The organism is Streptomyces sp. NBC_00726 (assembly GCF_045161735.1).
Lineage (GTDB): Bacteria > Actinomycetota > Actinomycetes > Streptomycetales > Streptomycetaceae > Streptomyces.
Window position 1 is genome coordinate 902916 of record NZ_CP108983.1, and the last position, 23166, is coordinate 926081.

Genomic DNA, 23166 nt, shown 5'->3' on the forward strand with positions numbered 1-23166 from the left:
CCTCAGTCCTTGGCCACGGCGCGCAGCCGGTCCACCACGTCGGCCCGCAGGTCCTCGGGTCCGGTGACGACGACGTCCGGCCCGAACTCCACGAGCCAGGCGTCCAGCCCGTGTCCGTACGGGATCTCCAACTCGTCCCACCCGTTCCCGAGTTCCCGGACCGACAGGGCCCGGGCGCGCAGCGGGTAGCCGGAGTCGGTGCGGAGCCTGATCAGGGCGGTCCGGGTGGCCGTCTCGCCGGCCCAGCTCTCCACGGTCTCGCGGACGGTGACCACGTCGGGCACCTCGGCGGTGAAGGCGCCGGCCCGGGAGCGCACCCTGCCGGTGATCCGGGAGAGCCGGAAGACGCGCTCGGCGCCCCGGTCGCGGTCCCAGCCGGCGAGATACCAGTGGCCGCGCCAGCATTCCAGGGTCCACGGCTCGACCTGGCGCTGCTCGGGCTGGGCGGCGTTGGCCTTGCGGTAGTCGAAGGTCACCGGGCGGCGGTCGCGGCAGGCCAGCATCAGGGGTTCGAACGCGGCCTCGTGGACGGGGATGCGGGGTTCGAGGGCGCTGTGCACCTCGTAGGTCTCCCCGGTCTCGGGCATCCCGGCCGCCCGCAGCTTCTGGAGCGCCCCGCTGGCCGCGCCGGCGAGGCGGGCCTGCTGCCAGACCTTGGCGGCCAGGCCGAGTGCGGCGGCCTCCTCGGCGTCCAGCGTGATGGGCGGCAGCCGGTTGCTGTCGCGGCGGGCGAGGTAGCCGGTGTCGCCGTCCAGATTCTCCACGGTCTCGATGACCAGGCCGAGTTCGCGCAGGTCGTCCTTGTCGCGCTCGAACATCCGGTTGAAGGCGTCGTCGGAGGCCGCTTCGAGGTATGCCTCGATGGAGCCGCGCAGCTCGCGCTTGCTGAGCGGGCGCCGGGTCCCCAGCAGACACAGCGCCAGGTTCATCAGCCGCTCGGCCTTGGCAATCGCCATCGACGCCCTTTCCCTCGTGCTCTACGACGCTCGACCGTACCGCCCCGGGGTGTCCGGACAAAAGCGAGGGCCCGTGCCTGGTGGCACGGGCCCTGCTGCTACGCGCGGATCAGACGGCGACCAGGTCGCAGACGAAGATCAGCGTCTCGCCCGGGGCGATCGCGTTGCCGGCGCCGCGGTCGCCGTAGGCGAGGTGCGCGGGGATGATCAGCTGGCGGCGGCCGCCGACCTTCATGCCCTGCACGCCCTTGTCCCAGCCCGCGATGACCTGGCCGGCACCGAGCTGGAACTGAAGCGGCCTGCCGCGGTTCCACGAGGCGTCGAATTCCTCGCCGGTGGAGAAGGCGACCCCCACGTAGTGGACGGAGACCGTCTGGCCGGGCTTGGCCTCGGCGCCCTCGCCCTCCCAGATGTCCTTGATCTCCAGATCGGCCGGCGGCTCGCCACCCGGGAAGTCGACCTCGGGCTTGTCGATGCTCACTGACTTGCTCCTCTTACAGATGAACTGGGCAACCGGGACAGTCTTACATCTTCGCCAGGAGGTCCACGGCGAACACCAGCGTGGAGTTGGCGGGCACGCCCGACTGCTCCTTGTCACCGAGGCCCTGGTCCGGCGGCACGACCAGCAGCACCCGGCTGCCGATCTTCTTGCCGACCAGGCCGTCCTTCAGGCCCTTGAGGGTGACCTGCGCCAGCGGGAAGGTCTGCGTCTTGCCCGTGGTGTAGGTGTTGTCGAACTCCTTGCCGTCCTTCCAGAGCTTGGCCACGTAGTTCACGACGACCGAGTCGGACTCCTTGACCACGTCGCCCTTGGACTCCAGCACGTAGTTGGAGACCAGCTTCTTCGGCGGGTCGACCTTGCCCGGGATGGTCAGGCTGGGCGCCTTGCCGTCGGTGTTGGTGCCCACCTTCGGCAGGTCCGTGTTGTCCTGGGCGACGGCGGTGCCCTTGGCCGAGGCCGGGATCTGCTTCGCCTTCAGGACGTCCACGACGAAGACCAGGGTGGCGTTCGGCTTGATGTCACCCTGTCCCTGGGCCCCGTAACCGAGGTCCGGCGGGATGACCAGCTGGACCCTGCTGCCGACCTTCTGGCCGACCAGGCCCTTCTCCCAGCCCTGGATGACCATGCCCGCGCCGAGCGTCAGGTCGAACGGCTGCTTGCGGTCGAAGCTGTTGTCGAACGGCTCGGTGGAGTCGTACGCCTGGCCGAGGTAGTTGACCTGGGTCACGTCGCCGTTCTTCAGCTTCGCGCCGTCGCCCTCGCTGATGACCTTGGTCTTCAGCTCCTTGGGCGGCGTACCCGTGCCCTTGGCCAGGGTGGGCTTCTCGCCGAACTTCGCGCCCGCGGTGATGGCGGGGAAACCGCCCTTGGAGGGGGCGGACGCGGAGGTGGAAGCGGAGTCGGAGCCCTTGTCGTCGCTGCCGCAGGCCGCTGACGACAACAGCAGCAGGGGGACGACGAGAAGGCCGGCAAGTCGGCGCACTGGTTCCTCAGATCTCAGACGGCATATGTGGGGGACACGCCCCAGGGGGTTCCGGGACCCCGCCACTCTAGGCCGTGCGAAGGGCCCCGTACGCGGAACGTACGGGGCCCGGGTCGCACCGGCGCCGGAGCGTGTCCCGCGCCTCACATACCCGCGATCAGCTTCTCCACCCGGTCGTCCACCGACCGGAACGGGTCCTTGCACAGCACCGTGCGCTGCGCCTGGTCGTTGAGCTTGAGGTGGACCCAGTCGACGGTGAAGTCCCGCCGCTGCTCCTGGGCCCGCCGGATGAAGTCCCCGCGCAGCCGCGCCCTGGTGGTCTGCGGGGGCACCGACTTGCCCTCGAAGATCTTCAGGTCGTTGCAGATGCGGGCGGCCTGCCCCTTGCGCTCCAGCAGGTAGTACAGCCCCCGCCGGCGGTGGATGTCGTGGTAGGCGAGGTCTATCTGGGCGACCCGCGGATTCGACATGGTCATATTGTGCTTGGCCCGGTACCGCTCGATGAGCTTGTACTTCATGACCCAGTCGATCTCGGTGTCGATCCGGTCGAGGTCCTCGGCCTCGATCGCGTCGAGCGTGCGGCCCCACAGTTCGAGGACGCGCTCCACGTTGCCGGTGCGGATGCCGCGGCGGTCCACGAAGTCCACGGCCTTCTCGTAGTACTCGCGCTGCACCTCTATGGCCGACGCCTCCCGGCCACTGGCGAGGCGGACCTTGCGCTGCCCGGTGGTGTCGTGGCTGACCTCGCGGATCGCCCGGATCGGGTTCTCCAGGGTCAGGTCGCGCATCACCGTGCCCGCCTCGATCATGCGGAGCACCAGGTCGGTCGCGCCGACCTTGAGCAGCATGGTCGTCTCGGACATGTTGGAGTCCCCGACGATGACGTGGAGGCGGCGGTAGCGCTCCGCGTCCGCGTGCGGCTCGTCGCGGGTGTTGATGATCGGGCGGGAGCGCGTCGTCGCGGAGCTGACGCCCTCCCAGATGTGCTCGGCACGCTGGCTGACGCAGTAGACCGCGCCCCGGGGGGTCTGGAGCACCTTGCCGGCGCCGCAGATCAGCTGCCTGGTGACGAGGAAGGGAATGAGGATGTCCGCGAGGCGGGAGAATTCCCCGTGCCGGGCCACGAGGTAGTTCTCGTGACAGCCGTAGGAGTTTCCCGCGGAGTCGGTGTTGTTCTTGAAGAGATAGACGTCGCCGGCGATTCCCTCCTCGTGCAGGCGGCGTTCGGCGTCGACGAGCAGGCCCTCCAGAATGCGCTCGCCGGCCTTGTCGTGGGTGACCAGCTCGGTCAGGTTGTCGCATTCGGGGGTTGCATATTCCGGATGCGATCCCACGTCGAGGTAGAGGCGGGCGCCGTTCCGCAGAAAGACATTGCTGCTGCGGCCCCATGACACAACACGGCGGAAGAGGTAGCGCGCCACTTCATCAGGAGACAGTCGGCGCTGTCCCCTGAACGTGCACGTGACGCCGTACTCGTTCTCCAGCCCGAAAATGCGGCGGTCCATGACTGAACATTACGCCTGATGGCCCGAGCTGAAACCGGGTTCGACGGCACCGTTTCGATCATTTTCCGACCCGCGCACCGCTACGGCGGTACGGGGCGGAGCCACAAGGACCTTCCCGGTGGCCAGCAGAACGAACAGCGCCGCCACTCCACCGGCCCCCGCGACCGCGAAGCTCCACGCCGTCCCGCCCAGCTCGACGGCCGGGCCGGCCACCGCGGTCCCCACGGCCGCGCCCACCCCGAAGGTCGTCACGAGCCACGAGAACGCCTCCGTCACGGTCCCCCGGGGCGCATGCCGGTCGACCACGATGAACGAGCACGCGACGGCCGGTGCGAGGAACACCCCGGAGACGGCCGCCAGCGCGGTCATCGCGACCGGTCCCGGCGTCAGCACCAGCGGCAGATAGCCCACCGCGAGCAGCCCCACGATGACCCGCAGCCGCCGTTCCGGCGCCCCCGCCCACTGCCGCGCCCCGTACACCACCCCGCCGATCAGGGCGCCGAGGCCGAGCGCGGCCATCAGCCAGCCGTACACCGACTCCCGGCCCAGGTCGTCCGCGTACGCCATCGCGGCCACGGTGATCGAGCCCAGCGCCAGGCCCACGAAGAAGAACGAGCCGAGCAGCGCCAGCAGCCCGGGTGAGCGCAGCGCGCCCAGCCAGTGCGCCTCGCGCGGGGCGGAGCGCCAGGCCCGCGAGGGCTCCGAGAGCACCACCGAAAGCGCGCCGAGCACCCCGATCGCGTTGATGACCAGCAGCGCCGTGGCGGGCGACCAGAGGGCGACCAGGAGCGTCACGAGCAGCGGTCCCGCGGTGAACATGACCTCCTGCGCGACGGCGTCCATGGCGTAGGCCCGGTGCACCCGGTCCTCACCGCCCAGCACGCTCGGCCACAGCGCCCGCAGCCCGCCCTCCAGCGGAGGCGTGAAGAGACCGGCCACGGCCACCGCCGCGTAGGCGAGCGCCGGCGAGCCGGTGCCGGCCACGGCGAGGACGGCCATGCCGAGCGCGGAGACGACGGCGGCGGGCAGCTGGACGCGCGGCTGTCCGTACAGGTCCACCGCCCGGCCGAGCAGCGGCTGTCCGACCGCCGTGGCCAGCCCGTACACCGCCGCGAGCGCGCCCGCGACGCTGTAGCTGCCGCCCTCGGCCCGGACGAACAGCACGATCGCGATGCTCGCCGTGCCGTTCGGCAGCCGTCCCACCAGGGTGCCCGCCAGCAGCCGGGCGGCGTGCCGCGCCCGGAGGATGTCCAGATATCCCGCGGCCATGTCCCGCCCCTCTCCCCCGGGTGCCTGTGCGGGCCTGCGAGGTTTTACGTATAACTTCCGGGTTCATACGTACCATGAGCCCGTCCGCAGGTCCACCTCAGGGGCCTGAACCGAACGGCCCGGAGGCCCGCGTGACCAGCCCCGCACGACCCGGCCCGCCCCGGCCCACCAGCCGTGACGTGGCCCGGGCCGCCGGCGTCTCCCAGGCCACGGTGTCGCTGGTGCTCGGCGACAAATGGCGGGGCCGGGTCTCCGAGTCCACCGCGGACCGGGTCCGGGACGCCGCCCGGGGCCTCGGATACCGGCCGAATCTCGCCGCCCGCAATCTGCGCCTGGGCCGCACCCGGACGGCGCTCCTGGTCGTCCCGGCCCTCACCAACGAGTTCTTCGCCCGGGTGTACACCGGGGCCGCCGCGGTCGCCGCCGAGCACGGCTTCGGGGTCGTCCTCTACCCCTCCCCCGACGGCACCGGCCCGGCACGCGACCCGTTCCCGTCGGCCCGGGCCGCGCTGGACGGGGTCATCGCCTCCTCCATGGCCGCCGACGCGCTCGACGCCCTGCACGGCGCGGACGTGCCCCTCGTGATGCTGGACAGCGACCCCTCGGCGCCCGGGCCCGCCGCCCGGGTCAACCTGGAGATCGGCGACGGGATGCGCCAGGTGGTCCGTCATCTGCTCGCCCTCGGCCACCGGCGCTTCCTCCACCTCGCCTCGGCCGTCGACACCTGGACCTTCGCCTGCCGGGCGGACGCCCTGCGCGAGGAGCTGCGCCGGACCCCCGGCACCGAGGTCCGCACGGTGACCGCCGCACTGGACGTACGGGCGGGGCGGGACGCGGCGGAACGCGCGCTCGGGGAGCCCGGACCCCGGCCGACCGCGATCGTCTGCGACGACGACATCCTGGCGGCGGGCGCGTGCAAGGCGGCCCGCCGGTCCGGCCTCCGGGTGCCGGACGACGTCTCGGTCACCGGCTTCGACGACCTGGCCCTGGCCACCGCGGTGGAGCCGGAGCTGACCACGGTCCGGCTGCCCGCCGTGCAGGTCGGCGAGCGCGGGATGGCCGCCCTGCTGGCGGTCCTGGACGGGCGGCCCGCCGAGCCGGGCAGCCTGCCGGTGCGGCTGGTGGTCCGGGGCTCGACCGCCCCGCCGCCGGCATGACGGAGCCCCGGCCCGCCTGGAGCGGGCCGGGGCTCGGCGGCGGGAGCGGTTACTCCACGTCGCCGCCGGAATCCGTCGTGTCGGTCGTGTCGGTCGTACCCTTCGGGTTTGTCGTGGTCGTCGGGCTGTCCGTGGACTCGCCGTCCTCCGCGTCGGACGGGGCGTCGGTCGGGGTCGAGGCGGCGGCCTCCGCTTCGAGGAGCCGGGCCAGCTGCCGGCCGACGATCCGCTTGAACTTGCGCTGCTGCGGCCGCGTGCGGTCCAGGACCGCGACCTCAAGGCGATCGGCGGGGATCTCCCGCTCGTTGCCGTTGGCCTCGCGGGACAGCGCCTGCACCGCCAGCTTCAGCGCCTCGGCGAGGGACATCCCGTCGCGGTGGCGCTGGTCCAGGAAGGTGCTGATCTGCTCCGCGTTGCCGCCGACCGCGACCGAACCGTGCTCGTCCACGATCGAGCCGTCGTGCGGCAGCCGGTAGATCTGGTCGCCCTCGGGCTCGGTGCCCACCTCGGCGACCACGAGCTCCACCTCGTACGGCTTCTCGGCCGCACTGGAGAAAATCGTGCCGAGCGTCTGCGCGTAGACGTTCGCCAGTCCACGGGCCGTCACATCGTCGCGGTCATAGGTGTAACCGCGCAGATCGGCATAACGGACTCCGCCGATGCGGAGGTTCTCGTACTCGTTGTACTTACCGGCGGCGGCGAAACCGATCCGGTCGTAGATCTCGCTGAACTTGTGCAGCGCACGGGACGGGTTCTCGCCGACGAACACAATTCCGTCGGCGTACTGCAGCACAACCAGGCTGCGACCGCGGGCGATACCCTTCCGGGCGTATTCCGCCCGGTCGGCCATGGCCTGCTGAGGTGAGACATAGAACGGCGTCGACACCGGCTATCCGTCCCTTTCTGTCAGTGGCGGGAGCATCGAAGAAGGCTGGATACGAACGCGTGCTCAGAGCAGCGCGGCGCGCGGGCCGTCGGGCTGCTCCAGGCGGCGTTCCAGAATCGAGCGGGCGATCCCGGCGGATTCCGCGTCGGTCAGCTTCCGGAAACCCTCGTCCGTGATGACGGTGACGATCGGATAGATACGCCGGCCCACGTCCGGGCCGCCCGTCGCCGAGTCGTCGTCCGCCGCGTCGTACAGCGCCTGCACGACCAGCGTGAGCGTCTCCTCCTCCGTGAGGTCCGCGCGGTAGAGCTTCTTCATGGAGCCCCGGGCGAAGATCGAGCCGGAGCCGGTGGACGCGTAGCCGACGTGCTCCTCGGAGCGGCCGCCGGTGACGTCGTAGCTGAAGATGCGTCCGCGCTCGCGGTCGATGTCGTAACCGGCGAAGAGCGGGACGACGGCGAGGCCCTGCATGGCCATCGCCAGATTGCTCCGGATCATCGTGGAGAGCCGGTTGGCCTTGCCCTCCAGGGAGAGCTGGGCGCCCTCCACCTTCTCGAAGTGCTCCAGCTCCAGCTGGAAGAGCTTCACCATCTCCACGGCGAGACCCGCCGTACCGGCGATGCCCACCGCCGAGTACTCGTCGGCCGGGAAGACCTTCTCGATGTCGCGCTGCGCGATCATGTTGCCCATGGTCGCCCGCCGGTCACCGGCCAGGACGACACCGCCGGGGAAGGCGGCGGCCACGATCGTCGTGCCGTGCGGCGCCTCGACGGCGCCCTTCAGGGGCGGCGCCTGACGGTGGCCCGGCAGCATCTCCGGCGCCTGGTCGGACAGGAAGTCCATGAAGGAGGACGATCCCGGCGTCAGGAAGGCAGCCGGCAGACGCCCGGTGCTACGAGTGTTGGCTTCCACGCGTTTCCCTCCAGGTATGCGATGACCCTGCGCCGCATTGCGGTTGAAGCACTTACGCCCCGGACCCTACCCGCCCCGCGGCAGTGATCCACATAGAAGACGCAGGCAATCGGACGGGGGGCGCGAACCGTGCCCGCGGTGTGCGGCACGGGCGGTCCGCCCGTGCCGCACACCCGCCGCCGGCCTCCGGCGCGGGGCCGGTTACTCGCCGCCCTTTTGTACGAATGACCTGACGAAGTCCTCGGCGTTCGACTCAAGTACGTCGTCGATCTCGTCCAGGACGTCGTCCACGTCGTCGCTCAGCTTCTCCTGGCGCTCCTTGAGGTCCTCGGAAGCCTGCGCGTCCTGCGCCTGCTCCTCGACCTCCTCCGTGGAACGCGTCGCCTTCTGCTGTCCGCCGCCGGTGTCCTTGGTCGCCATCTAGCTCACCCCGCTCGGTTCGAAGCACTTGATCAGACCCTACCCATGGGGTCCGACATTGGCCCGGTACTTGTCTCAACGTCCGGAGGTCATCGGAATGATTCCCAGCCGGGAGCCCTTTCAGGCGCTTTCAGCGGCCCGAGAGGACGTCGACCAGCTCCTGCGCCGTACGACACCGGTCCAGGAGCGACTTCACGTGCTCCCGGGTGCCCCGCAGCGGCTCCATCGTGGGCACCCGCTGAAGGGAGTCCTGGCCCGGCAGATCGAAGATCACCGAGTCCCAGGAGGCCGCGGCGACATCGTCCGCGTACTGTTCGAGGCAGCGGCCGCGGAAGTACGCCCTGGTGTCCTCGGGCGGCGCCGTACGGGCCTCCTCGACCTCGCGCTCGTCCAGCAGCCGTTTCATCCGGCCGCGGGCCACCAGACGGTTGTACAGCCCCTTGTCCTGGCGTACGTCCGCGTACTGGAGGTCCACCAGATGCAGCCGGGCGGCGTCCCAGTCCAGCCCGTCGCGGCGCCGGTAGCCCTCCATGAGCTGCCGCTTCGCCACCCAGTCCAGCTCACCGGCCAGGCTCATCGGGTCGTTCTCCAGCCGGTTCAGGGTGTCCTCCCACCGGCTGAGGATGTCCTTGGTCTGCTCGTCGGCGTCCGCCCCGTACCGTTCCTCGACGTATTTGCGGCCCAGCTCGAAGTACTCCATCTGGAGCTGCACCGCGGTGAGTGTCCGGCCGCTGCGCAGCGTGATCAGCTGCCGGAGCCCGGGGTCGTGGGAGACCTGGTGCAGGGTGCGCACCGGCTGGTCGACGGCCAGGTCGACGTTGATGAAGCCGTCCTCGATCATGGACAGGACGAGCGAGGTGGTGCCGAGCTTGAGATACGTCGAGATCTCGGAGAGGTTCGCGTCGCCGATGATCACATGGAGCCGGCGGTACTTCTCGGCGTCCGAGTGCGGCTCGTCGCGGGTGTTGATGATGGGGCGCTTGAGCGTGGTCTCCAGGCCGACCTCGACCTCGAAGTAGTCGGCGCGCTGGCTGATCTGGAAGCCGTGCTCACCGCCGTCCTGGCCGATCCCGACCCGTCCGGCGCCGGTGACCACCTGCCGCGAGACGAAGAACGGCGTCAGATGGCGCACGATGTCCGAGAACGGGGTCTCCCGCTTCATCAGGTAGTTCTCGTGCGTCCCGTAGGAGGCGCCCTTGTTGTCGGTGTTGTTCTTGTAGAGGTGGATCGGCTGGGCGCCGGGGAGCCGCGCCGCGCGCTCGGCCGCCTCGGCCATGATCCGCTCGCCGGCCTTGTCCCACAGGACCGCGTCCCTGGGGTTGGTGATCTCCGGCGAGCTGTACTCGGGGTGCGCGTGGTCGACGTAGAGCCGGGCCCCGTTGGTGAGGATGACATTGGCCAGGCCGATGTCCTCGTCCGTGAGCTGGCTGGAGTCGGCGGTCTCGCGGGCGAGGTCGAAGCCTCGCGCGTCCCGTAGCGGATTCTCCTCCTCGAAGTCCCAGCGGGCGCGGCGCGCCCGGTGCATCGCCGCCGCGTAGGCGTTGACGATCTGGGACGAGGTGAGCATGGCATTGGCGTTGGGGTGTCCGGGGACGGAGATCCCGTACTCCGTCTCGATGCCCATTACTCGCCGTACGGTCATGCGGCCCTCCTTGCCCGGCGGCGCTCCCTTCCGGGGGCGGCGCTCAAGTACCGCTGCTTGTTCGGTGCGTGCGCGGTCTGCCCGTCCTGCGCTGCGCGAACGGGCGGTACGCCTGAGCCTAGAACGCCCGCGTGCCGGTGGGGAGATCAATTGCGCCGTGATTGCCGCGGTGTCGCCGCGGCTGGCCGGAAAGCAACCGGCTGCGGATGCCCGGCCGGGCATCCGCAGCCGGTACGCCTTCTACAGGTACTGACCGGTGTTGGCCACCGTGTCGATGGAACGGCCGGTGTCCGCGCCCTGCTTTCCGGTGACGAGCGTGCGGATGAAGACGATCCGCTCGCCCTTCTTGCCGGAGATACGGGCCCAGTCGTCCGGGTTGGTGGTGTTCGGCAGGTCCTCGTTCTCCTTGAACTCGTCCACGCATGCCTGGAGGAGGTGGGAGACGCGAAGGCCCTTCTGACCGTGGTCGAGGAAAGCCTTGATGGCCATCTTCTTGGCCCGGTCCACGATGTTCTGGATCATCGCGCCGGAGTTGAAGTCCTTGAAGTACAGGACTTCCTTGTCGCCGTTGGCGTACGTGACTTCGAGGAAGCGGTTCTCCTCGGACTCGGTGTACATCCGCTCGACGACCGACTGGATCATGGCGTGCGCGGCGGCTTCCTTCGAGCCGGTGTGCTCGGCCAGGTCGTCCGCGTGCAGCGGCAGCGAAGGCGTGAGGTACTTCGCGAAGATGTCCTTCGCGGCCTCCGCGTCGGGGCGCTCGATCTTGATCTTGACGTCGAGCCGGCCCGGGCGCAGGATCGCCGGGTCGATCATGTCCTCGCGGTTGGAGGCGCCGATGACGATGACGTTCTCCAGGCCCTCCACGCCGTCGATCTCGGCGAGCAGCTGCGGGACGATGGTGTTCTCCACGTCCGAGCTGACGCCCGATCCACGGGTGCGGAAGAGCGACTCCATCTCGTCGAAGAAGACGATGACGGGGGTGCCCTCGCTCGCCTTCTCGCGGGCACGCTGGAAGACCAGGCGGATGTGGCGCTCGGTCTCGCCGACGTACTTGTTGAGGAGCTCGGGGCCCTTGATGTTGAGGAAGTAGCTCTTGCCGGCGGGCTGTCCGGTGACTTCGGCGACCTTCTTCGCCAGGGAGTTGGCGACGGCCTTGGCGATGAGCGTCTTGCCGCAGCCGGGCGGGCCGTAGAGCAGGATGCCCTTCGGCGGGCGGAGCTCGTGCTCCTTGAAGAGGTCGGGGTGAAGATAGGGAAGCTCGACCGCGTCGCGGATCAGCTCGATCTGGTCGCCCAGGCCGCCGATCTTGTCGTAGTCGATGTCGGGCACTTCTTCGAGGACGAGTTCTTCGACCTCGCTCTTGGGCACGACCTCGTAGACGTAGCCGGACCGGGGTTCGAGCAGCAGGGCGTCGCCGGGACGGATGGTGATGTCCAGCAGCGGCTCGGCGAGCCTCACCACCCTTTCCTCGTCGGTGTGCCCGATGACCAGGGCGCGTTCGCCGTCCTCAAGGATCTCCTTGAGGGTGACGATGTCCCCGGCACGCTCGAATTCCATGGCGTCGACCACGTTGAGCGCTTCGTTGAGCATGACCTCCTGGCCGCGCCTGAGGTCTTCGAGTTCGACGCTGGGGCTGACGTTCACCCGGAGCTTGCGGCCCCCGGTGAAGATGTCGCAGGTGCCGTCCTCGTTCGCCTGCAGGAACACCCCGAAGCCGGCCGGTGGCTGTGCGAGCCGGTCGACCTCCTCCTTGAGGGCCACGATCTGGTCGCGGGCCTCGCGGAGTGTGCCGGCGAGCCGCTCGTTCTGGGCGGACACGCCTGCGAGGTTGGTCTGCAGTTCGACGATCCGCTCTTCGAGAATCCTCGTATGACGCGGAGAGTCGGCGAGCTTACGTCGCAGGACGGCGATTTCCTGCTCAAGATAGGCGACCTGGCCGGCTGGGTCGTCGGACCCCCGCCCGGGCCGGATGCCGCGGTTGATGTCGTCGTCGTGGGCTGCCACGGTCCTCACCTCCTCCAAGGGGAGCTGGACGCTTCCTGACCCTACCTGCGTGGGTGGTGATTGAAACCCCTAGATCACAAAGACTGTGAGGTGTGTCCGATCTTCACCCTTGCGCTCTCCCCCGTCCCAGAGGGATACCCACCGTTCAACATCGGAAAGCGGCCGGTTGTATCGTCAAAGCGTTCAACACCCGTCAGGGCTGGCTCTTTCCCGGTCCGGCTACGCAGGAAACGGCAGGCGACATGACCGTGCGGCAGGACGCTCCCACCGGTGGCGAGGCGCAGGACCTGGAGGTGTGGATCGACCAGGACCTGTGCACGGGGGACGGCATCTGCGTGCAGTACGCGCCCGAGGTGTTCGAGCTGGACATCGACGGTCTGGCGTATGTGAAGAGCGACGACGACGAGCTGCTCCAGGACAAGGGCGCGACCACGCCGGTGCCACTGCCGCTGCTCCAGGACGTGGTGGATTCGGCCAAGGAGTGCCCGGGCGACTGCATTCATGTGCGGCGCGTTTCGGACCGGGTCGAGGTCTACGGGCCCGAGGCGGCCTGACCGTACGGGGTGCCGGGCGGCGGTGCCGGGCCGGGGTCAGGCGCCGGCGCTCCTGGCCGTATCGCTGTCGCTGTCGCGCGTGAAGGCGCCGTTCTGCCACTTCCAGGTGACTTTTTCCTGCTGGTCGGGGCAGCACGAGGGCACCGACGACGAGGAGTAGCCGAGGAGCGTGGCGGAGATGACGCCGTCACGGACGGTGAAGTCGCCGATGGTCAGCTGCTGGGCGGGGTCCACCAGGGTCGCGACGATCCGGGGTGCGGCCCCGTCCGCCTGTGTGAGGACGTAGACGCCGCTGGGCGGGGTGCCCGATCCGGCCGCGCAGTGGACCACCGCGACGGTCTCCGGCTTGCCGTCGTCGTCGAGGTCGCCGGGGGCCTGCTTGGCGACGGTGGTGCCGACGTTGCCGCACTCCAGGGGGAAGTCCGCCTCGGCCGGGTCGGGTGCGACGGCCGCTTCCTCGTGCTGCTGCTGGGCCGGGGTGCGGTGCCGGGTGGAGGCCGAGGCGCTGCTGTCGGGCTGGAGCAGACCGGCTGCCGCGATGACGGCGGCCATGGCCGCGGCGGTGGCGAGCCAGTGCATGGGCCTGGTGTCGGTGTGCGCGAGGTCCGGGAGCGCGGAGGTCTGCACGCGGGCTGTCTCCTGTGGTTCCTGTGGTGCGGCCGTCGGCGTCGGCGGTACGGGGGTGGCCAGCATCGTGCCACACCTCACACGGCAGCGGAACGGTGGGGTGCGCGAAGAGCACGCCCCGTACACGGAGAAGGCGCCACCGCCGGGTCCCCGGGTCGGTCCGGGAACTCGGCGGCGGCGCCGGTGCGTTGCCGCGGGGTCAGTCGCGGGAGGCGCCGCCGCGGCCGCCCGGGCCGTCGTAGTCCTCGCCGTAGGCGCCCTTGGAGGGGCGGCGGCGACGGGCCGGGGCCTCGACGCCGTCGGCGAGCCGGCGGGCGGTGACCAGGAAGCCGGTGTGACCGATCATGCGGTGGTCCGGACGCACGGCCAGGCCCTCCACGTGCCAGTTGCGGATCATCGACTCCCAGGGCTGCGGCTCGGCGAAGCAGCCGATCTCCCGGATGGACTCGACCGTCCGGGAGAGCTGGGTGGTGGTGGCGACGTACGCGCAGAGGATGCCGCCGGGGACGAGCGCCTTGGAGACGACGTCCAGGCACTCCCAGGGCGCCAGCATGTCCAGCACGACGCGGTCCACGTCGGTGTCCGTGAGGTTGTCCTGGAGGTCGCCGACCGTGAGCTGCCAGGCGGGGTGCGGGCTGCCGAAATAGCGCTCGACGTTCTGCTGGGCGATCTCGGCGAAGTCCTCGCGGCGCTCGTACGAGTGCAGCATGCCCTGTTCGCCGATGGCGCGGAGCAGGAAGGTGGAGAGCGCGCCCGAGCCGACGCCCGCTTCCACGACGCGCGCGCCGGGGAAGATGTCGCCGAAGGCGAGGATCTGGCCCGCGTCCTTCGGGTAGACCACGGCGGCGCCGCGGGGCATGGACAGGACGTAGTCGGGGAGCAGGGGGCGCAGCGCGAGGTAGGCGACGTTTCCCGTGGTACGGACCACACTGCCCTCGGGGGCACCGATCAGCTCGTCGTGCGGGAAAGAACCCTTGTGGGTGTGGAAGTTCTTTCCGGCTTCGAGCGTGAAGGTGTGGTGGCGTCCCTTGGGATCGGTGAGCTGGACCTGGTCCCCGACCTTGAAGGGCCCGCGTCGGCGGGCGGCACCGGTCGGTTCAGACATGTGACCAGCGTACCGGTGTTTCGCGGGCCGCCGACCGCCGCCCGTACGGATGTACGGGGACGGGGAGCGGGTGTCAGGCGGCGGGGCGGGCCATGGCGGCGACGAAGGCGCGCTCCACGTCGGCGGTGGAGAGGACGCCGTAGATCTCGCCGGTCTCCTCGACCACGAGGTATTCGGTGGCGGGGGTGGCCTTGAGACGGTCCAGGAGGGCTTCGCCGGCGAGTTCGGCGGGGACCTTCATACCGTCGGTGAGGTCCTGGGCGAGGCCGCTGACGGCGACCCAGGGGCGGCGGTGCTCGGGGACGGCGACGATGGACGTCTCCCGGACGAGGGCCTTGGGCTCGCCGGTGCCGTCCACGACGACGAGGGCACGGGCGCCGGCCTCGTTGGCCCGGCGCAGCGCTTCGGAGAGCGGGGTGGCGGCCTCGACGGGGACGGCGCGGCGGGTGAGGCTGCGGGCGCGCAGGCCGGGCAGGTGCTCGCGGAGCCGGGCCATGCGCAGGCTGTTGCCGGCGCCGGTCCAGATGATGGCGGCGAGGATCGCGGCGAGCAGGGCGTCGGTGACGGTGTCCATGCCGCTGATCTCGCCGGCGTCGTTGCCCAGGGAGCCGCTGCGGGTGAGGAGCGGGAGGCCGACGAGGGTGCCGACGGCGAGCGCGCGGCCGACCCAGGCGGCGGCGACGGTGCCGCTCATCGGCTTGCCGGTGATCTTCCAGACGACGGCCCTGAGCATGCGGCCGCCGTCCAGCGGCAGGCCGGGCAGCAGGTTGAAGGCGGCGACGATGAGGTTGGAGATCATCAGCCCGCCGAGCAGGACGGCCGGGACGGTGCCGCGTTCCACGAAGCGCAGGGGCACGTAGAAGAGCCCGCCGAGGACGAGCGAGAGCAGCGGGCCGACGAAGGCGAGGACGAATTCGCGGCCGGGGGTCTCGGACTCCTTCTCGATCTCCGAGACGCCGCCGAAGAACTGGAGCTGGATACGCCGGACGGGGAGCTTGTAGCGCAGGGCGGCGATCGTGTGGGCGAGCTCGTGGACGAGGACGGAGGCGTAGAAGGCGATCGCGAAGAAGAGCGCGACGAGGTAGCGGGCGGCGCCGAGGTCGGGCAGCACCCGGTCGAGCTGGCCGCCGAAGACCCAGGTGATCAGGGCCGCCACCAGGAACCAGCTGGGGGCGACGTAGACGGGCACGCCGAAGGGGCGGCCCATGAGGATGCCGCCGCCGGGTTCGTCCCGGCGCGGGGGCGCGTCCTTGCCGGGGCCGTCTCCGGGGCCGGGGGCCGCCGGGCCGGGCTGCGGTCGCCGGCCGTCGCCGCTCTCGTCCACGAGGTCCCTTCGGTTCGGTGCCGTTCGGCACGATGATGCGGTGTTCGAGGGTCTGTGGTCGATGGTATGCCGGTTGGTGTCAGTGGCGGGTCGTAGGGTCTTCGCATGACCTCCGTTCCGCCGCCGTCCCGGCCGGTGCCGCAGCCGCCTTCCTCGCTCTCCCCGTCGCGGGCGAGCGATTTCATGCAGTGCCCCCTGCTGTACCGCTTCCGTGTCATCGACAAGCTGCCGCAGAAGCCCAGCGAGGCGGCTACCCGCGGGACGCTGGTCCATGCGGTGCTTGAGCGGCTGTTCGACAATCCTGCGGCGGAGCGCACCCCGGGCAGGGCGACGGCGCTGATCCCGGGGCAGTGGGACCGGCTGCTGGAGTCGAAGCCGGAGCTGGGGGAGCTCTTCGCGGAGGACGCGGGGGGCGAGCGGCTGGCGCGGTGGCTGGGGCAGGCGGAGCAGCTGGTGGAGCGCTGGTTCTCGCTGGAGGACCCGACACGGCTGGAGCCGGCGGAGCGCGAGCTGTTCGTGGAGACGGAGCTGGATTCGGGGCTGCGGCTGCGCGGGGTGATCGACCGGATCGACGTGGCGCCGACGGGCGACGTCCGGATCGTGGACTACAAGACGGGGAAGGCGCCGCGTCCGGAGTACGCGGAAGGGGCGCTGTTCCAGATGAAGTTCTACGCCCTGGTGATCTGGCGGCTGAAGGGTGTGGTGCCGCGCCGGCTCCAGCTGGTCTATCTGGGCAGCGGTGACGTGCTGACGTACGACCCGGTGGTGGCGGACCTGGAGCGGGTGGAACGCAAGCTGCTGGCGCTGTGGGAGGCGATCTCGCTGGCGACGCGGACGGGCGAGTGGCGGCCGCGTCCGACGAAGCTGTGCGGCTGGTGCGACCACCAGGCGCTCTGTCCGGAATTCGGCGGGACTCCCCCGGTCTATCCGCTGACGGTCCGCCCTGCCGGTCCGGCGGAGGATGACCAGGGCAGAATGGAGCCGGTCCGGGCCGAGGCCGCCCGGCCTGTGGCCCTCGACGGGCATTGAGGAGATCTGGTGGCTATCCGCGTCCTTCTGGTCGATGACCAACCGCTGCTGCGCACGGGATTCCGGATGATTCTGGAGGCCGAGGGCGATCTGGCGGTGGTGGGTGAGGCCGGTGACGGTCTCCAGGCGCTCGACCAGGTGCGCGCGCTCCAGCCCGATGTGGTGCTGATGGACATCCGGATGCCGCGGATGGACGGGGTCGAGGCGACCCGGCAGATCACCGGTCCGGGCCGGGACGGTCCGGCGAAGGTGCTGGTACTGACCACGTTCGACCTGGACGAGTACGTGGTGGAGGCGCTGCGGGCCGGGGCGAGCGGCTTCCTCCTGAAGGACGCGCCGGCCGATGAGCTGGTGCAGGCGATCCGGGTGGTGGCGGGCGGTGAGGCGATGCTCGCGCCGAGCGTGACGCGCCGGCTGCTCGACAAGTACGCGGACCATCTGCCGTCGGGCGAGGAGCCCGTGCCGGACACGCTGCACACGCTGACGGACCGCGAGGTCGAGGTGCTGAAGCTGGTGGCGCGCGGCCTGTCGAATGCGGAGATCGCCGCCGACCTGTTCGTCAGCGAGACGACGGTGAAGACCCATGTGGGCCATGTGCTGACGAAGCTGGGCCTGCGCGACCGGGTCCAGGCCGCGGTGTACGCGTACGAGAGCGGCCTGGTGCGCCCCGGCGCGCAGTGAGACGGGGGCTGGGGAGCCGGCTGGGGAGCCCGGCCGGCGCCCCGGCCCGGCGTTTCACGGCCGGCCGTTGACGAGGCTCCGGAGGAAGGTGAGGTTCACTTCTTCCAGCGATCGGACGACCACCCGGCCCTCGGCGGGTGCGATCGGGGAGACCGAGGGCACGGCGACGACCCGGCAGCCGGCGGCCTCGGCGGCGGCCACTCCGGTCGCGGTGTCCTCGATGACGGCGCACAGCCGGGGGTCGGCGCCGAAGCCGCGCGCGGCGGTGAGGTAGGGCTCGGGGTGCGGCTTGGTGCGGGTGACCTCGTCGCCGGCGACGGTGAGCGCGAAGTGGTGGTGGCCCACCGACTCCAGGACCCGGTCGATGATGCGGCGGTGCGAGGCGGAGACGAGGGCGGTGGGGATCTCGTGCCGGCGCAGTTCGGCGAGGAGGCGGGCGGCGCCGGGCATCAGCGGGACCCCGTTGCCGATGCGCTTCTCGAACCGGTCGTTGAGCAGTACGGCGGCCTCTTCGAGGGTGATGTCGGCGCCGGTCGCCTCGATGAGGTATCCGGTGCTGCGGGACATGGGCCCGCCGACGACCACGTCCCGCCACGCCTCGTCCAGCCGGTGGCCGAGGCCGGCGAAGACCTCGACCTCGACGTCCCACCAGAAGCCCTCGGTGTCGACCAGGGTGCCGTCCATGTCGAGAAAGACTGCCTGGAGGGCAGCGCCCTCCGCCGTGCGGGTCAGGGACGCGGGAACCGTACTGGTCATCCGGCACACCTTCCATGAGGGACGAGAAGGCCGGCCACCCGTCCCGAAGGATGGGCGACCGGCCTGCGCTGGACCGACCAGTGTACGACGTGATCGGCTACGACGCGTCGAACGGAGTCTTACCGCGCGTTGAAGTACTTCGCCTCCGGGTGGTGGATGACGATCGCGTCGGTGGACTGCTCGGGGTGGAGCTGGAACTCCTCGGAGAGGTGGACGCCGATCCGTTCGGGCTGGAGCAGGTCCGCGATCTTGGCGCGGTCCTCCAGGTCCGGGCAGGCGCCGTAACCGAGTGAGAAGCGGGCGCCCCGGTACTTCAGGGCGAACATGTCCTCGACCTCCGCCGGGTCCTCCCCCGCGAAGCCGAGCTCGGAGCGGACCCGGGCGTGCCAGTACTCGGCCAGGGCCTCGGCGAGCTGGACGGAGAGGCCGTGCAGTTCCAGGTAGTCGCGGTAGGCGTTGGCCTCGAAGAGCTTGGCGGTCTCGCCGCCGATCTTGGAGCCGACGGTGACGACCTGGAGGCCGATGACGTCCGTCTCGCCGGACTCCTCGGGGCGGAAGAAGTCCGCCAGGCACAGGCGGCGGCCGCGGCGCTGGCGCGGGAAGGTGAAGCGGGTGCGCTCGGAGCCGTCCTCGTGGAGCAGGATCAGGTCGTCGCCCTTGGAGACGCAGGGGTAGTAGCCGTAGACGACGGCCGCTTCGAGCAGGTTGTCCGTCTGGAGCCGGTCGAGGAGGCCGCGCAGCCGGGGGCGTCCCTCGCGCTCGGCGAGCTCCTCGTACGTGGGTCCGTCACCGGCCCTGGCCTGCTTGAGGCCCCACTGGCCCTTGAACAGGGCGCCCTCGTCCAGCCAGGAGGCGTACTCCTTGAGCTGGATGCCCTTGACGACCCGGCTGCCCCAGAACGGCGGGGTGGGGACCGGGTTGGTGACGGAGACGTCGGAGCGGACGCCCTCCTCCGGCTCGGTCACCTCCAGGACGGCGGTGTCGCGCTTGGGGACGCGGCGCTGCTTCAGCTCGGGCAGGGTGGCGCCGGGGACGCCGCGCTTGACGGCGATCAGCGCGTCCATGAGGCGCAGGCCCTCGAAGGCGTCGCGCGCGTAGCGCACCTCGCCCTCGTAGATCTCGTGGAGGTCCTGTTCGACGTAGGCGCGGGTGAGGGCGGCGCCGCCGAGGATCACCGGGTAGTCGGCGGCCAGCTTGCGCTGGTTCAGCTCCTCCAGGTTCTCCTTCATGATCACCGTGGACTTGACGAGGAGCCCCGACATCCCGATGACGTCCGCCTTGTGTTCCTCGGCGGCCTCCAGGATCGCGGAGACGGGCTGCTTGATGCCGATGTTGACGACGTTGAACCCGTTGTTGGACAGGATGATGTCGACCAGGTTCTTGCCGATGTCGTGGACGTCGCCCCGGACGGTGGCCAGCACGATCGTGCCCTTGCCCTCGGCGTCCGACTTCTCCATGTGCGGTTCGAGGTAGGCGACCGCGCTCTTCATGACCTCGGCGGACTGGAGGACGAACGGCAGCTGCATCTGGCCGGAGCCGAACAGCTCGCCGACGACCTTCATGCCCTCCAGGAGGGTGTTGTTGACGATGTCGAGCGCCGGCGTGTCCTTGAGCGCCTCGGCGAGGTCGTCCTCCAGGCCGTTCTTCTCGCCGTCGATGATGCGGCGCTTGAGGCGCTCGTCCAGCGGCAGGGCGGCCAGCTCCTCGGCCTTGCCCTCCTTGAGCGACTTCATGTTGACGCCCTCGAACAGCTCCATGAGCCGCTGGAGGGGGTCGTAACCCTCGGCACGCCGGTCGTAGACCAGGTCGAGCGCGACCTTGACCTGCTCCTCCTCCAGACGGGCGATCGGCAGGATCTTCGACGCATGCACGATCGCCGAGTCCAGACCCGCCTTCACACACTCGTCCAGAAAGACCGAGTTCAGCACGACACGGGCGGCCGGGTTCAGACCGAAGGAGATGTTGGAGAGGCCCAGGGTCGTCTGCACATCCGGGTGGCGCTTCTTCAGCTCACGGATCGCCTCGATGGTGGCGATGCCGTCCTTGCGGGACTCCTCCTGACCGGTGCAGATGGTGAACGTCAGGGTGTCGATGAGGATGTCCGACTCGCGGATGCCCCAGTTGCCCGTCAGGTCCGCGATCAGCCGCTCGGCGATGGCCACCTTGTGCTCGACGGTGCGGGCCTGGCCCTCCTCGTCGATCGTCAGCGCGATCAGCGCGGCACCGTGCTCCGCGGCCAGCTCGGTGACCTTGACGAAGCGCGACTCGGGCCCGTCCCCGTCCTCGTAGTTGACGGAGTTGAGGACCGCGCGGCCGCCCAGCTTCTCCAGGCCCGCCCGGAGCACGGGCAGCTCCGTGGAGTCCAGCACGATCGGCAGCGTGGAGGCGGTGGCGAACCGGCCGGCCAGCTCCTCCATGTCGGCGACGCCGTCGCGGCCCACGTAGTCGACGCACAGGTCGAGCATGTGGGCACCCTCGCGGATCTGGTCGCGGGCCATCTCCACGCAGTCGTCCCAGCGGCCTTCGAGCATGGCCTCGCGGAACTTCTTCGACCCGTTGGCGTTCGTACGCTCACCGATCGCCAGATACGCCGTGTCCTGACGGAACGGGATGGTCTGGTAGAGCGACGCGGCGCCCGGCTCCGGGCGTGGGTCGCGGGTGCCCGGGACCGTGCCCCGTACCCGCTCGACCACCTGGCGCATGTGCTCCGGGGTCGTACCGCAGCAGCCGCCCACCAGCGACAGGCCGTACTCCTGGACGAAGGTCTCCTGCGCGTCGGCCAGACCCTCGGCGTCGAGCGGGAAGTGCGCGCCGTCCTTGGTGAGGACCGGCAGGCCGGCGTTGGGCATGCAGAGCAGCGGGATGCGGGAGTGCCGGGTGAGGTAGCGCAGGTGCTCGCTCATCTCGGCCGGACCGGTCGAGCAGTTCAGGCCGATCATGTCGATGCCGAGGGGTTCCAGGGCGGTCAGCGCCGCGCCGATCTCGGAGCCCAGGAGCATGGTGCCGGTCGTCTCGAAGGCCAGGGAGCACAGCAGCGGGAGGTCGCTGCCCAGCGCGTCGAGGGCGCGGCGGGCGCCGAGGACGGCGGCCTTGGTCTGGAGGAGGTCCTGGGTCGTCTCCACGATCAGCGCGTCGGCGCCACCCGCGATCAGGCCCTCGGCGTTCGCCTGGAAGCCGTCCCGGACGGTGGCGTACGCGATGTGGCCGAGGGTCGGCAGCTTGGTGCCCGGGCCCATGGAGCCGAGGACCCACCGCTGCTCGCCGGTGGACGCGGTGTACGCGTCGGCGACCTCGCGGGCGATGCGCGCACCGGACTCGGACAGCTCGTGGACCCGCTCGGGAATGTCGTACTCGCCGAGCGCCGCCGTGTTGGCCCCGAAGGTGTTCGTCTCGACGCAGTCCACGCCGACGGCGAAATACGCCTCGTGGACCGAGCGCACGATGTCCGGCCGGGTGAGGTTCAGGATCTCGTTGCAGCCTTCGAGGTTCTTGAAGTCCGCGAGCGTGGGGTCCTGGGCCTGGAGCATGGTGCCCATGGCACCGTCGGCCACCACCACCCGGGTGGCGAGCGCCTCACGAAGGGCTGCGGATCGGTTCCGGCTGTCGGCGGAAGGGGTTGGCGACGAGGCCATGGATGTACTCCCTGGGATGCGACGGCTGTCGGCTTTGCGTCTTCGGCGGAAGGCGCACCCGGCCAGGGTAGCCGGGCCGCGACCTGGGCCGTCACTCTGTCCCACGAGCCGGACGGCATCCTGATGACGGGGGGGTCCGGTGGCGCGGGGTGCTGCGGAATTCCCCTGCGGTCGAGCACGGGTCGGCATCGGCCGATAGTGTTCAGCATTGTCGAACAAGGTGGAGGAGTACGGCGCGATGGCCAAGAACATCCAGTCGCTGGAGCGGGCGGCCGCGATGCTGCGTCTGCTGGCAGGCGGGGAGCGGCGGCTGGGGCTGTCCGACATCGCCTCCTCACTGGGCCTGGCCAAGGGCACCGCACACGGCATCCTGCGCACCCTCCAGCACGAGGGCTTCGTGGAGCAGGACGATGCCTCGGGCCGCTACCAGCTGGGCGCGGAGCTGCTGCGCCTGGGCAACAGCTATCTCGACGTGCACGAGCTGCGGGCCAGGGCCCTGGTCTGGACGGACGACCTGGCCCGGTCCAGCGGCGAGAGCGTCCATCTGGGCGTGTTGCACCAGCAGGGCGTCCTCATCGTCCACCACGTCTTCCGGCCCGACGACAGCCGCCAGGTGCTCGAAGTGGGCGCCATGCAGCCGCTGCACTCCACGGCGCTGGGCAAGGTGCTGGCCGCGTACGACCCGGTGGCGCACACCGAGGCCATGGAGGCCGAGCGGCGGCCGTTCACACCCCGGACGGTGACCGGCGCCGAGGAGTTCGAGGCGGTGCTCGACGCCGTACGGGCCCGGGGCTGGGGGTCCGACGTGGAGGAGACCTGGGAGGGCGTGGCCGCGGTGGCCGCGCCGATCCACGACCGGCGCCGGATGCCGGTGGGGGCCATAGCCGTCACGGGCGCGGTGGAGCGGGTCTGCAAGGGCGGCGAGCTGCGCCCGGAGCTGGTCGCGGCGGTCCGCGACTGCGCCCGTGCGGTCTCCCGGGACCTGGGCGCCCGCCGCTTCTGAGCCGGCCGCGGACCCGGCCGGCTTCCCTCGTAACGATCGATTCGTACGTCACATCCCTCTTGACGCTGCCTTCACCCGGGAGAAACACTGCCGTTCATCGGTCGGCATTGTCGAACACCTAACGGATATTCGCGTTAGGGTGTGACGGTGCCAAGGGCCGGCCAAGCCCTCACACGAGGGCGCGGACCACCGGAGGGACCCGGGGTTCGGCTTCCTG

General features: G+C 70.4%; 20 protein-coding genes. 5 read left to right on the forward strand and 15 right to left on the reverse strand.

What is annotated here, in order from left to right; all coding sequences use genetic code 11:
• Positions 1 to 2: 2 nt before the first annotated feature.
• The 5 genes from OG338_RS03945 to OG338_RS03965 all read right to left on the reverse strand — a co-directional run bounded on the left by OG338_RS03945 (position 3) and on the right by OG338_RS03965 (position 5214).
• Complete coding sequence (locus OG338_RS03945; protein ID WP_405935982.1) at positions 3 to 956, reverse strand: helix-turn-helix transcriptional regulator; 954 nt, start codon at positions 954 to 956, stop codon at positions 3 to 5.
• A gap of 109 nt (positions 957 to 1065) precedes the next feature.
• Complete coding sequence (locus OG338_RS03950; RefSeq protein WP_405935983.1) at positions 1066 to 1437, reverse strand: FKBP-type peptidyl-prolyl cis-trans isomerase; 372 nt, start codon at positions 1435 to 1437, stop codon at positions 1066 to 1068.
• A 43-nt stretch (positions 1438 to 1480) separates the two neighbouring features.
• A complete protein-coding gene (locus tag OG338_RS03955) occupies positions 1481 to 2440 on the reverse strand; it encodes an FKBP-type peptidyl-prolyl cis-trans isomerase (RefSeq protein WP_405935984.1) in 960 nt (319 codons plus the stop codon).
• A gap of 143 nt (positions 2441 to 2583) precedes the next feature.
• Positions 2584 to 3945: a Pup--protein ligase gene (pafA, locus tag OG338_RS03960; protein ID WP_026171599.1), complete on the reverse strand. Its 1362-nt coding sequence runs from the start codon at positions 3943 to 3945 to the stop codon at positions 2584 to 2586.
• A 9-nt stretch (positions 3946 to 3954) separates the two neighbouring features.
• On the reverse strand, positions 3955 to 5214 hold the full coding sequence (locus tag OG338_RS03965) for an MFS transporter (RefSeq protein ID WP_405935985.1): 1260 nt from the start codon (positions 5212 to 5214) through the stop codon (positions 3955 to 3957).
• 131 nt (positions 5215 to 5345) lie between these two features.
• On the opposite strand from OG338_RS03965, the gene OG338_RS03970 reads away from it, so the two are divergent.
• A complete protein-coding gene (locus tag OG338_RS03970; protein ID WP_405935986.1) occupies positions 5346 to 6371 on the forward strand; it encodes a LacI family DNA-binding transcriptional regulator in 1026 nt (341 codons plus the stop codon).
• A 49-nt stretch (positions 6372 to 6420) separates the two neighbouring features.
• Here OG338_RS03970 and prcA read toward each other — a convergent pair whose 3' ends face one another.
• From prcA to arc, 5 genes are all read right to left on the reverse strand, one after another.
• Positions 6421 to 7257 carry a proteasome subunit alpha gene (gene prcA, locus OG338_RS03975; RefSeq protein ID WP_405935987.1) on the reverse strand — a complete coding sequence of 279 codons (837 nt, stop codon included), beginning with the start codon at positions 7255 to 7257 and terminating at the stop codon, positions 6421 to 6423.
• A 63-nt stretch (positions 7258 to 7320) separates the two neighbouring features.
• Positions 7321 to 8169, reverse strand: a complete 849-nt coding sequence (gene prcB / locus OG338_RS03980) for a proteasome subunit beta (protein ID WP_405935988.1) — start codon at positions 8167 to 8169, stop codon at positions 7321 to 7323.
• 201 nt (positions 8170 to 8370) lie between these two features.
• Positions 8371 to 8589, reverse strand: a complete 219-nt coding sequence (locus tag OG338_RS03985; RefSeq protein WP_018103742.1) for a ubiquitin-like protein Pup — start codon at positions 8587 to 8589, stop codon at positions 8371 to 8373.
• Between the two features lie 130 nt (positions 8590 to 8719).
• On the reverse strand, positions 8720 to 10231 hold the full coding sequence (dop, locus tag OG338_RS03990; RefSeq protein ID WP_405935989.1) for a depupylase/deamidase Dop: 1512 nt from the start codon (positions 10229 to 10231) through the stop codon (positions 8720 to 8722).
• A gap of 240 nt (positions 10232 to 10471) precedes the next feature.
• Positions 10472 to 12238 (reverse strand): proteasome ATPase, encoded by a 1767-nt coding sequence (gene arc / locus OG338_RS03995; protein WP_073864561.1) that lies wholly within the window; start codon positions 12236 to 12238, stop codon positions 10472 to 10474.
• A gap of 242 nt (positions 12239 to 12480) precedes the next feature.
• Here arc and OG338_RS04000 point away from each other — a divergent pair, with 242 nt between their 5' ends.
• A complete protein-coding gene (locus OG338_RS04000) occupies positions 12481 to 12792 on the forward strand; it encodes a ferredoxin (RefSeq protein ID WP_405935990.1) in 312 nt (103 codons plus the stop codon).
• Between the two features lie 36 nt (positions 12793 to 12828).
• On the opposite strand, the gene OG338_RS04005 is transcribed toward OG338_RS04000, so the two are convergent.
• From OG338_RS04005 to OG338_RS04015, 3 genes are all read right to left on the reverse strand, one after another.
• The gene (locus OG338_RS04005) at positions 12829 to 13419 is read right to left on the reverse strand and encodes a hypothetical protein (protein WP_405940310.1); all 591 of its coding nucleotides are present in this window, start codon (positions 13417 to 13419) and stop codon (positions 12829 to 12831) included.
• A 199-nt stretch (positions 13420 to 13618) separates the two neighbouring features.
• Positions 13619 to 14524, reverse strand: a complete 906-nt coding sequence (locus OG338_RS04010) for a tRNA (adenine-N1)-methyltransferase (protein ID WP_405935991.1) — start codon at positions 14522 to 14524, stop codon at positions 13619 to 13621.
• 73 nt (positions 14525 to 14597) lie between these two features.
• The gene (locus OG338_RS04015; protein WP_405935992.1) at positions 14598 to 15848 is read right to left on the reverse strand and encodes a site-2 protease family protein; all 1251 of its coding nucleotides are present in this window, start codon (positions 15846 to 15848) and stop codon (positions 14598 to 14600) included.
• 183 nt (positions 15849 to 16031) lie between these two features.
• Between OG338_RS04015 and OG338_RS04020 the strand changes: the two genes are divergently transcribed.
• Positions 16032 to 16877, forward strand: a complete 846-nt coding sequence (locus tag OG338_RS04020; RefSeq protein WP_405940311.1) for a RecB family exonuclease — start codon at positions 16032 to 16034, stop codon at positions 16875 to 16877.
• Positions 16878 to 16886: 9 nt separating this feature from the next.
• The gene (locus OG338_RS04025) at positions 16887 to 17558 is read left to right on the forward strand and encodes a response regulator transcription factor (RefSeq protein ID WP_018103734.1); all 672 of its coding nucleotides are present in this window, start codon (positions 16887 to 16889) and stop codon (positions 17556 to 17558) included.
• 54 nt (positions 17559 to 17612) lie between these two features.
• Here OG338_RS04025 and OG338_RS04030 read toward each other — a convergent pair whose 3' ends face one another.
• Positions 17613 to 18314, reverse strand: coding sequence for an HAD family hydrolase (locus OG338_RS04030; RefSeq protein ID WP_405935993.1), 702 nt, complete (start codon positions 18312 to 18314; stop codon positions 17613 to 17615).
• A gap of 119 nt (positions 18315 to 18433) precedes the next feature.
• On the reverse strand, positions 18434 to 21946 hold the full coding sequence (metH, locus tag OG338_RS04035) for a methionine synthase (RefSeq protein WP_405935994.1): 3513 nt from the start codon (positions 21944 to 21946) through the stop codon (positions 18434 to 18436).
• A gap of 238 nt (positions 21947 to 22184) precedes the next feature.
• On the opposite strand from metH, the gene OG338_RS04040 reads away from it, so the two are divergent.
• Positions 22185 to 22949 (forward strand): IclR family transcriptional regulator, encoded by a 765-nt coding sequence (locus OG338_RS04040; RefSeq protein ID WP_405940312.1) that lies wholly within the window; start codon positions 22185 to 22187, stop codon positions 22947 to 22949.
• Positions 22950 to 23166: the final 217 nt, after the last annotated feature.

Bases quoted from the DNA above. Each gene is read 5' to 3' on its own strand.
- OG338_RS03945 (WP_405935982.1), bottom strand. From the start codon at position 956: ATGGCGATTGCCAAGGCCGAGCGGCTGATGAACCTGGCGCTGTGTCTG.
- pafA (WP_026171599.1), bottom strand. From the start codon at position 3,945: ATGGACCGCCGCATTTTCGGGCTGGAGAACGAGTACGGCGTCACGTGC.
- OG338_RS03965 (WP_405935985.1), bottom strand. From the start codon at position 5,214: ATGGCCGCGGGATATCTGGACATCCTCCGGGCGCGGCACGCCGCCCGG.
- OG338_RS03985 (WP_018103742.1), bottom strand. From the start codon at position 8,589: ATGGCGACCAAGGACACCGGCGGCGGACAGCAGAAGGCGACGCGTTCC.
- dop (WP_405935989.1), bottom strand. From the start codon at position 10,231: ATGACCGTACGGCGAGTAATGGGCATCGAGACGGAGTACGGGATCTCC.
- OG338_RS04000 (WP_405935990.1), top strand. From the start codon at position 12,481: ATGACCGTGCGGCAGGACGCTCCCACCGGTGGCGAGGCGCAGGACCTG.
- OG338_RS04010 (WP_405935991.1), bottom strand. From the start codon at position 14,524: ATGTCTGAACCGACCGGTGCCGCCCGCCGACGCGGGCCCTTCAAGGTC.
- OG338_RS04020 (WP_405940311.1), top strand. From the start codon at position 16,032: ATGCAGTGCCCCCTGCTGTACCGCTTCCGTGTCATCGACAAGCTGCCG.
- OG338_RS04030 (WP_405935993.1), bottom strand. From the start codon at position 18,314: ATGACCAGTACGGTTCCCGCGTCCCTGACCCGCACGGCGGAGGGCGCT.
- metH (WP_405935994.1), bottom strand. From the start codon at position 21,946: ATGGCCTCGTCGCCAACCCCTTCCGCCGACAGCCGGAACCGATCCGCA.
- OG338_RS04040 (WP_405940312.1), top strand. From the start codon at position 22,185: ATGGCCAAGAACATCCAGTCGCTGGAGCGGGCGGCCGCGATGCTGCGT.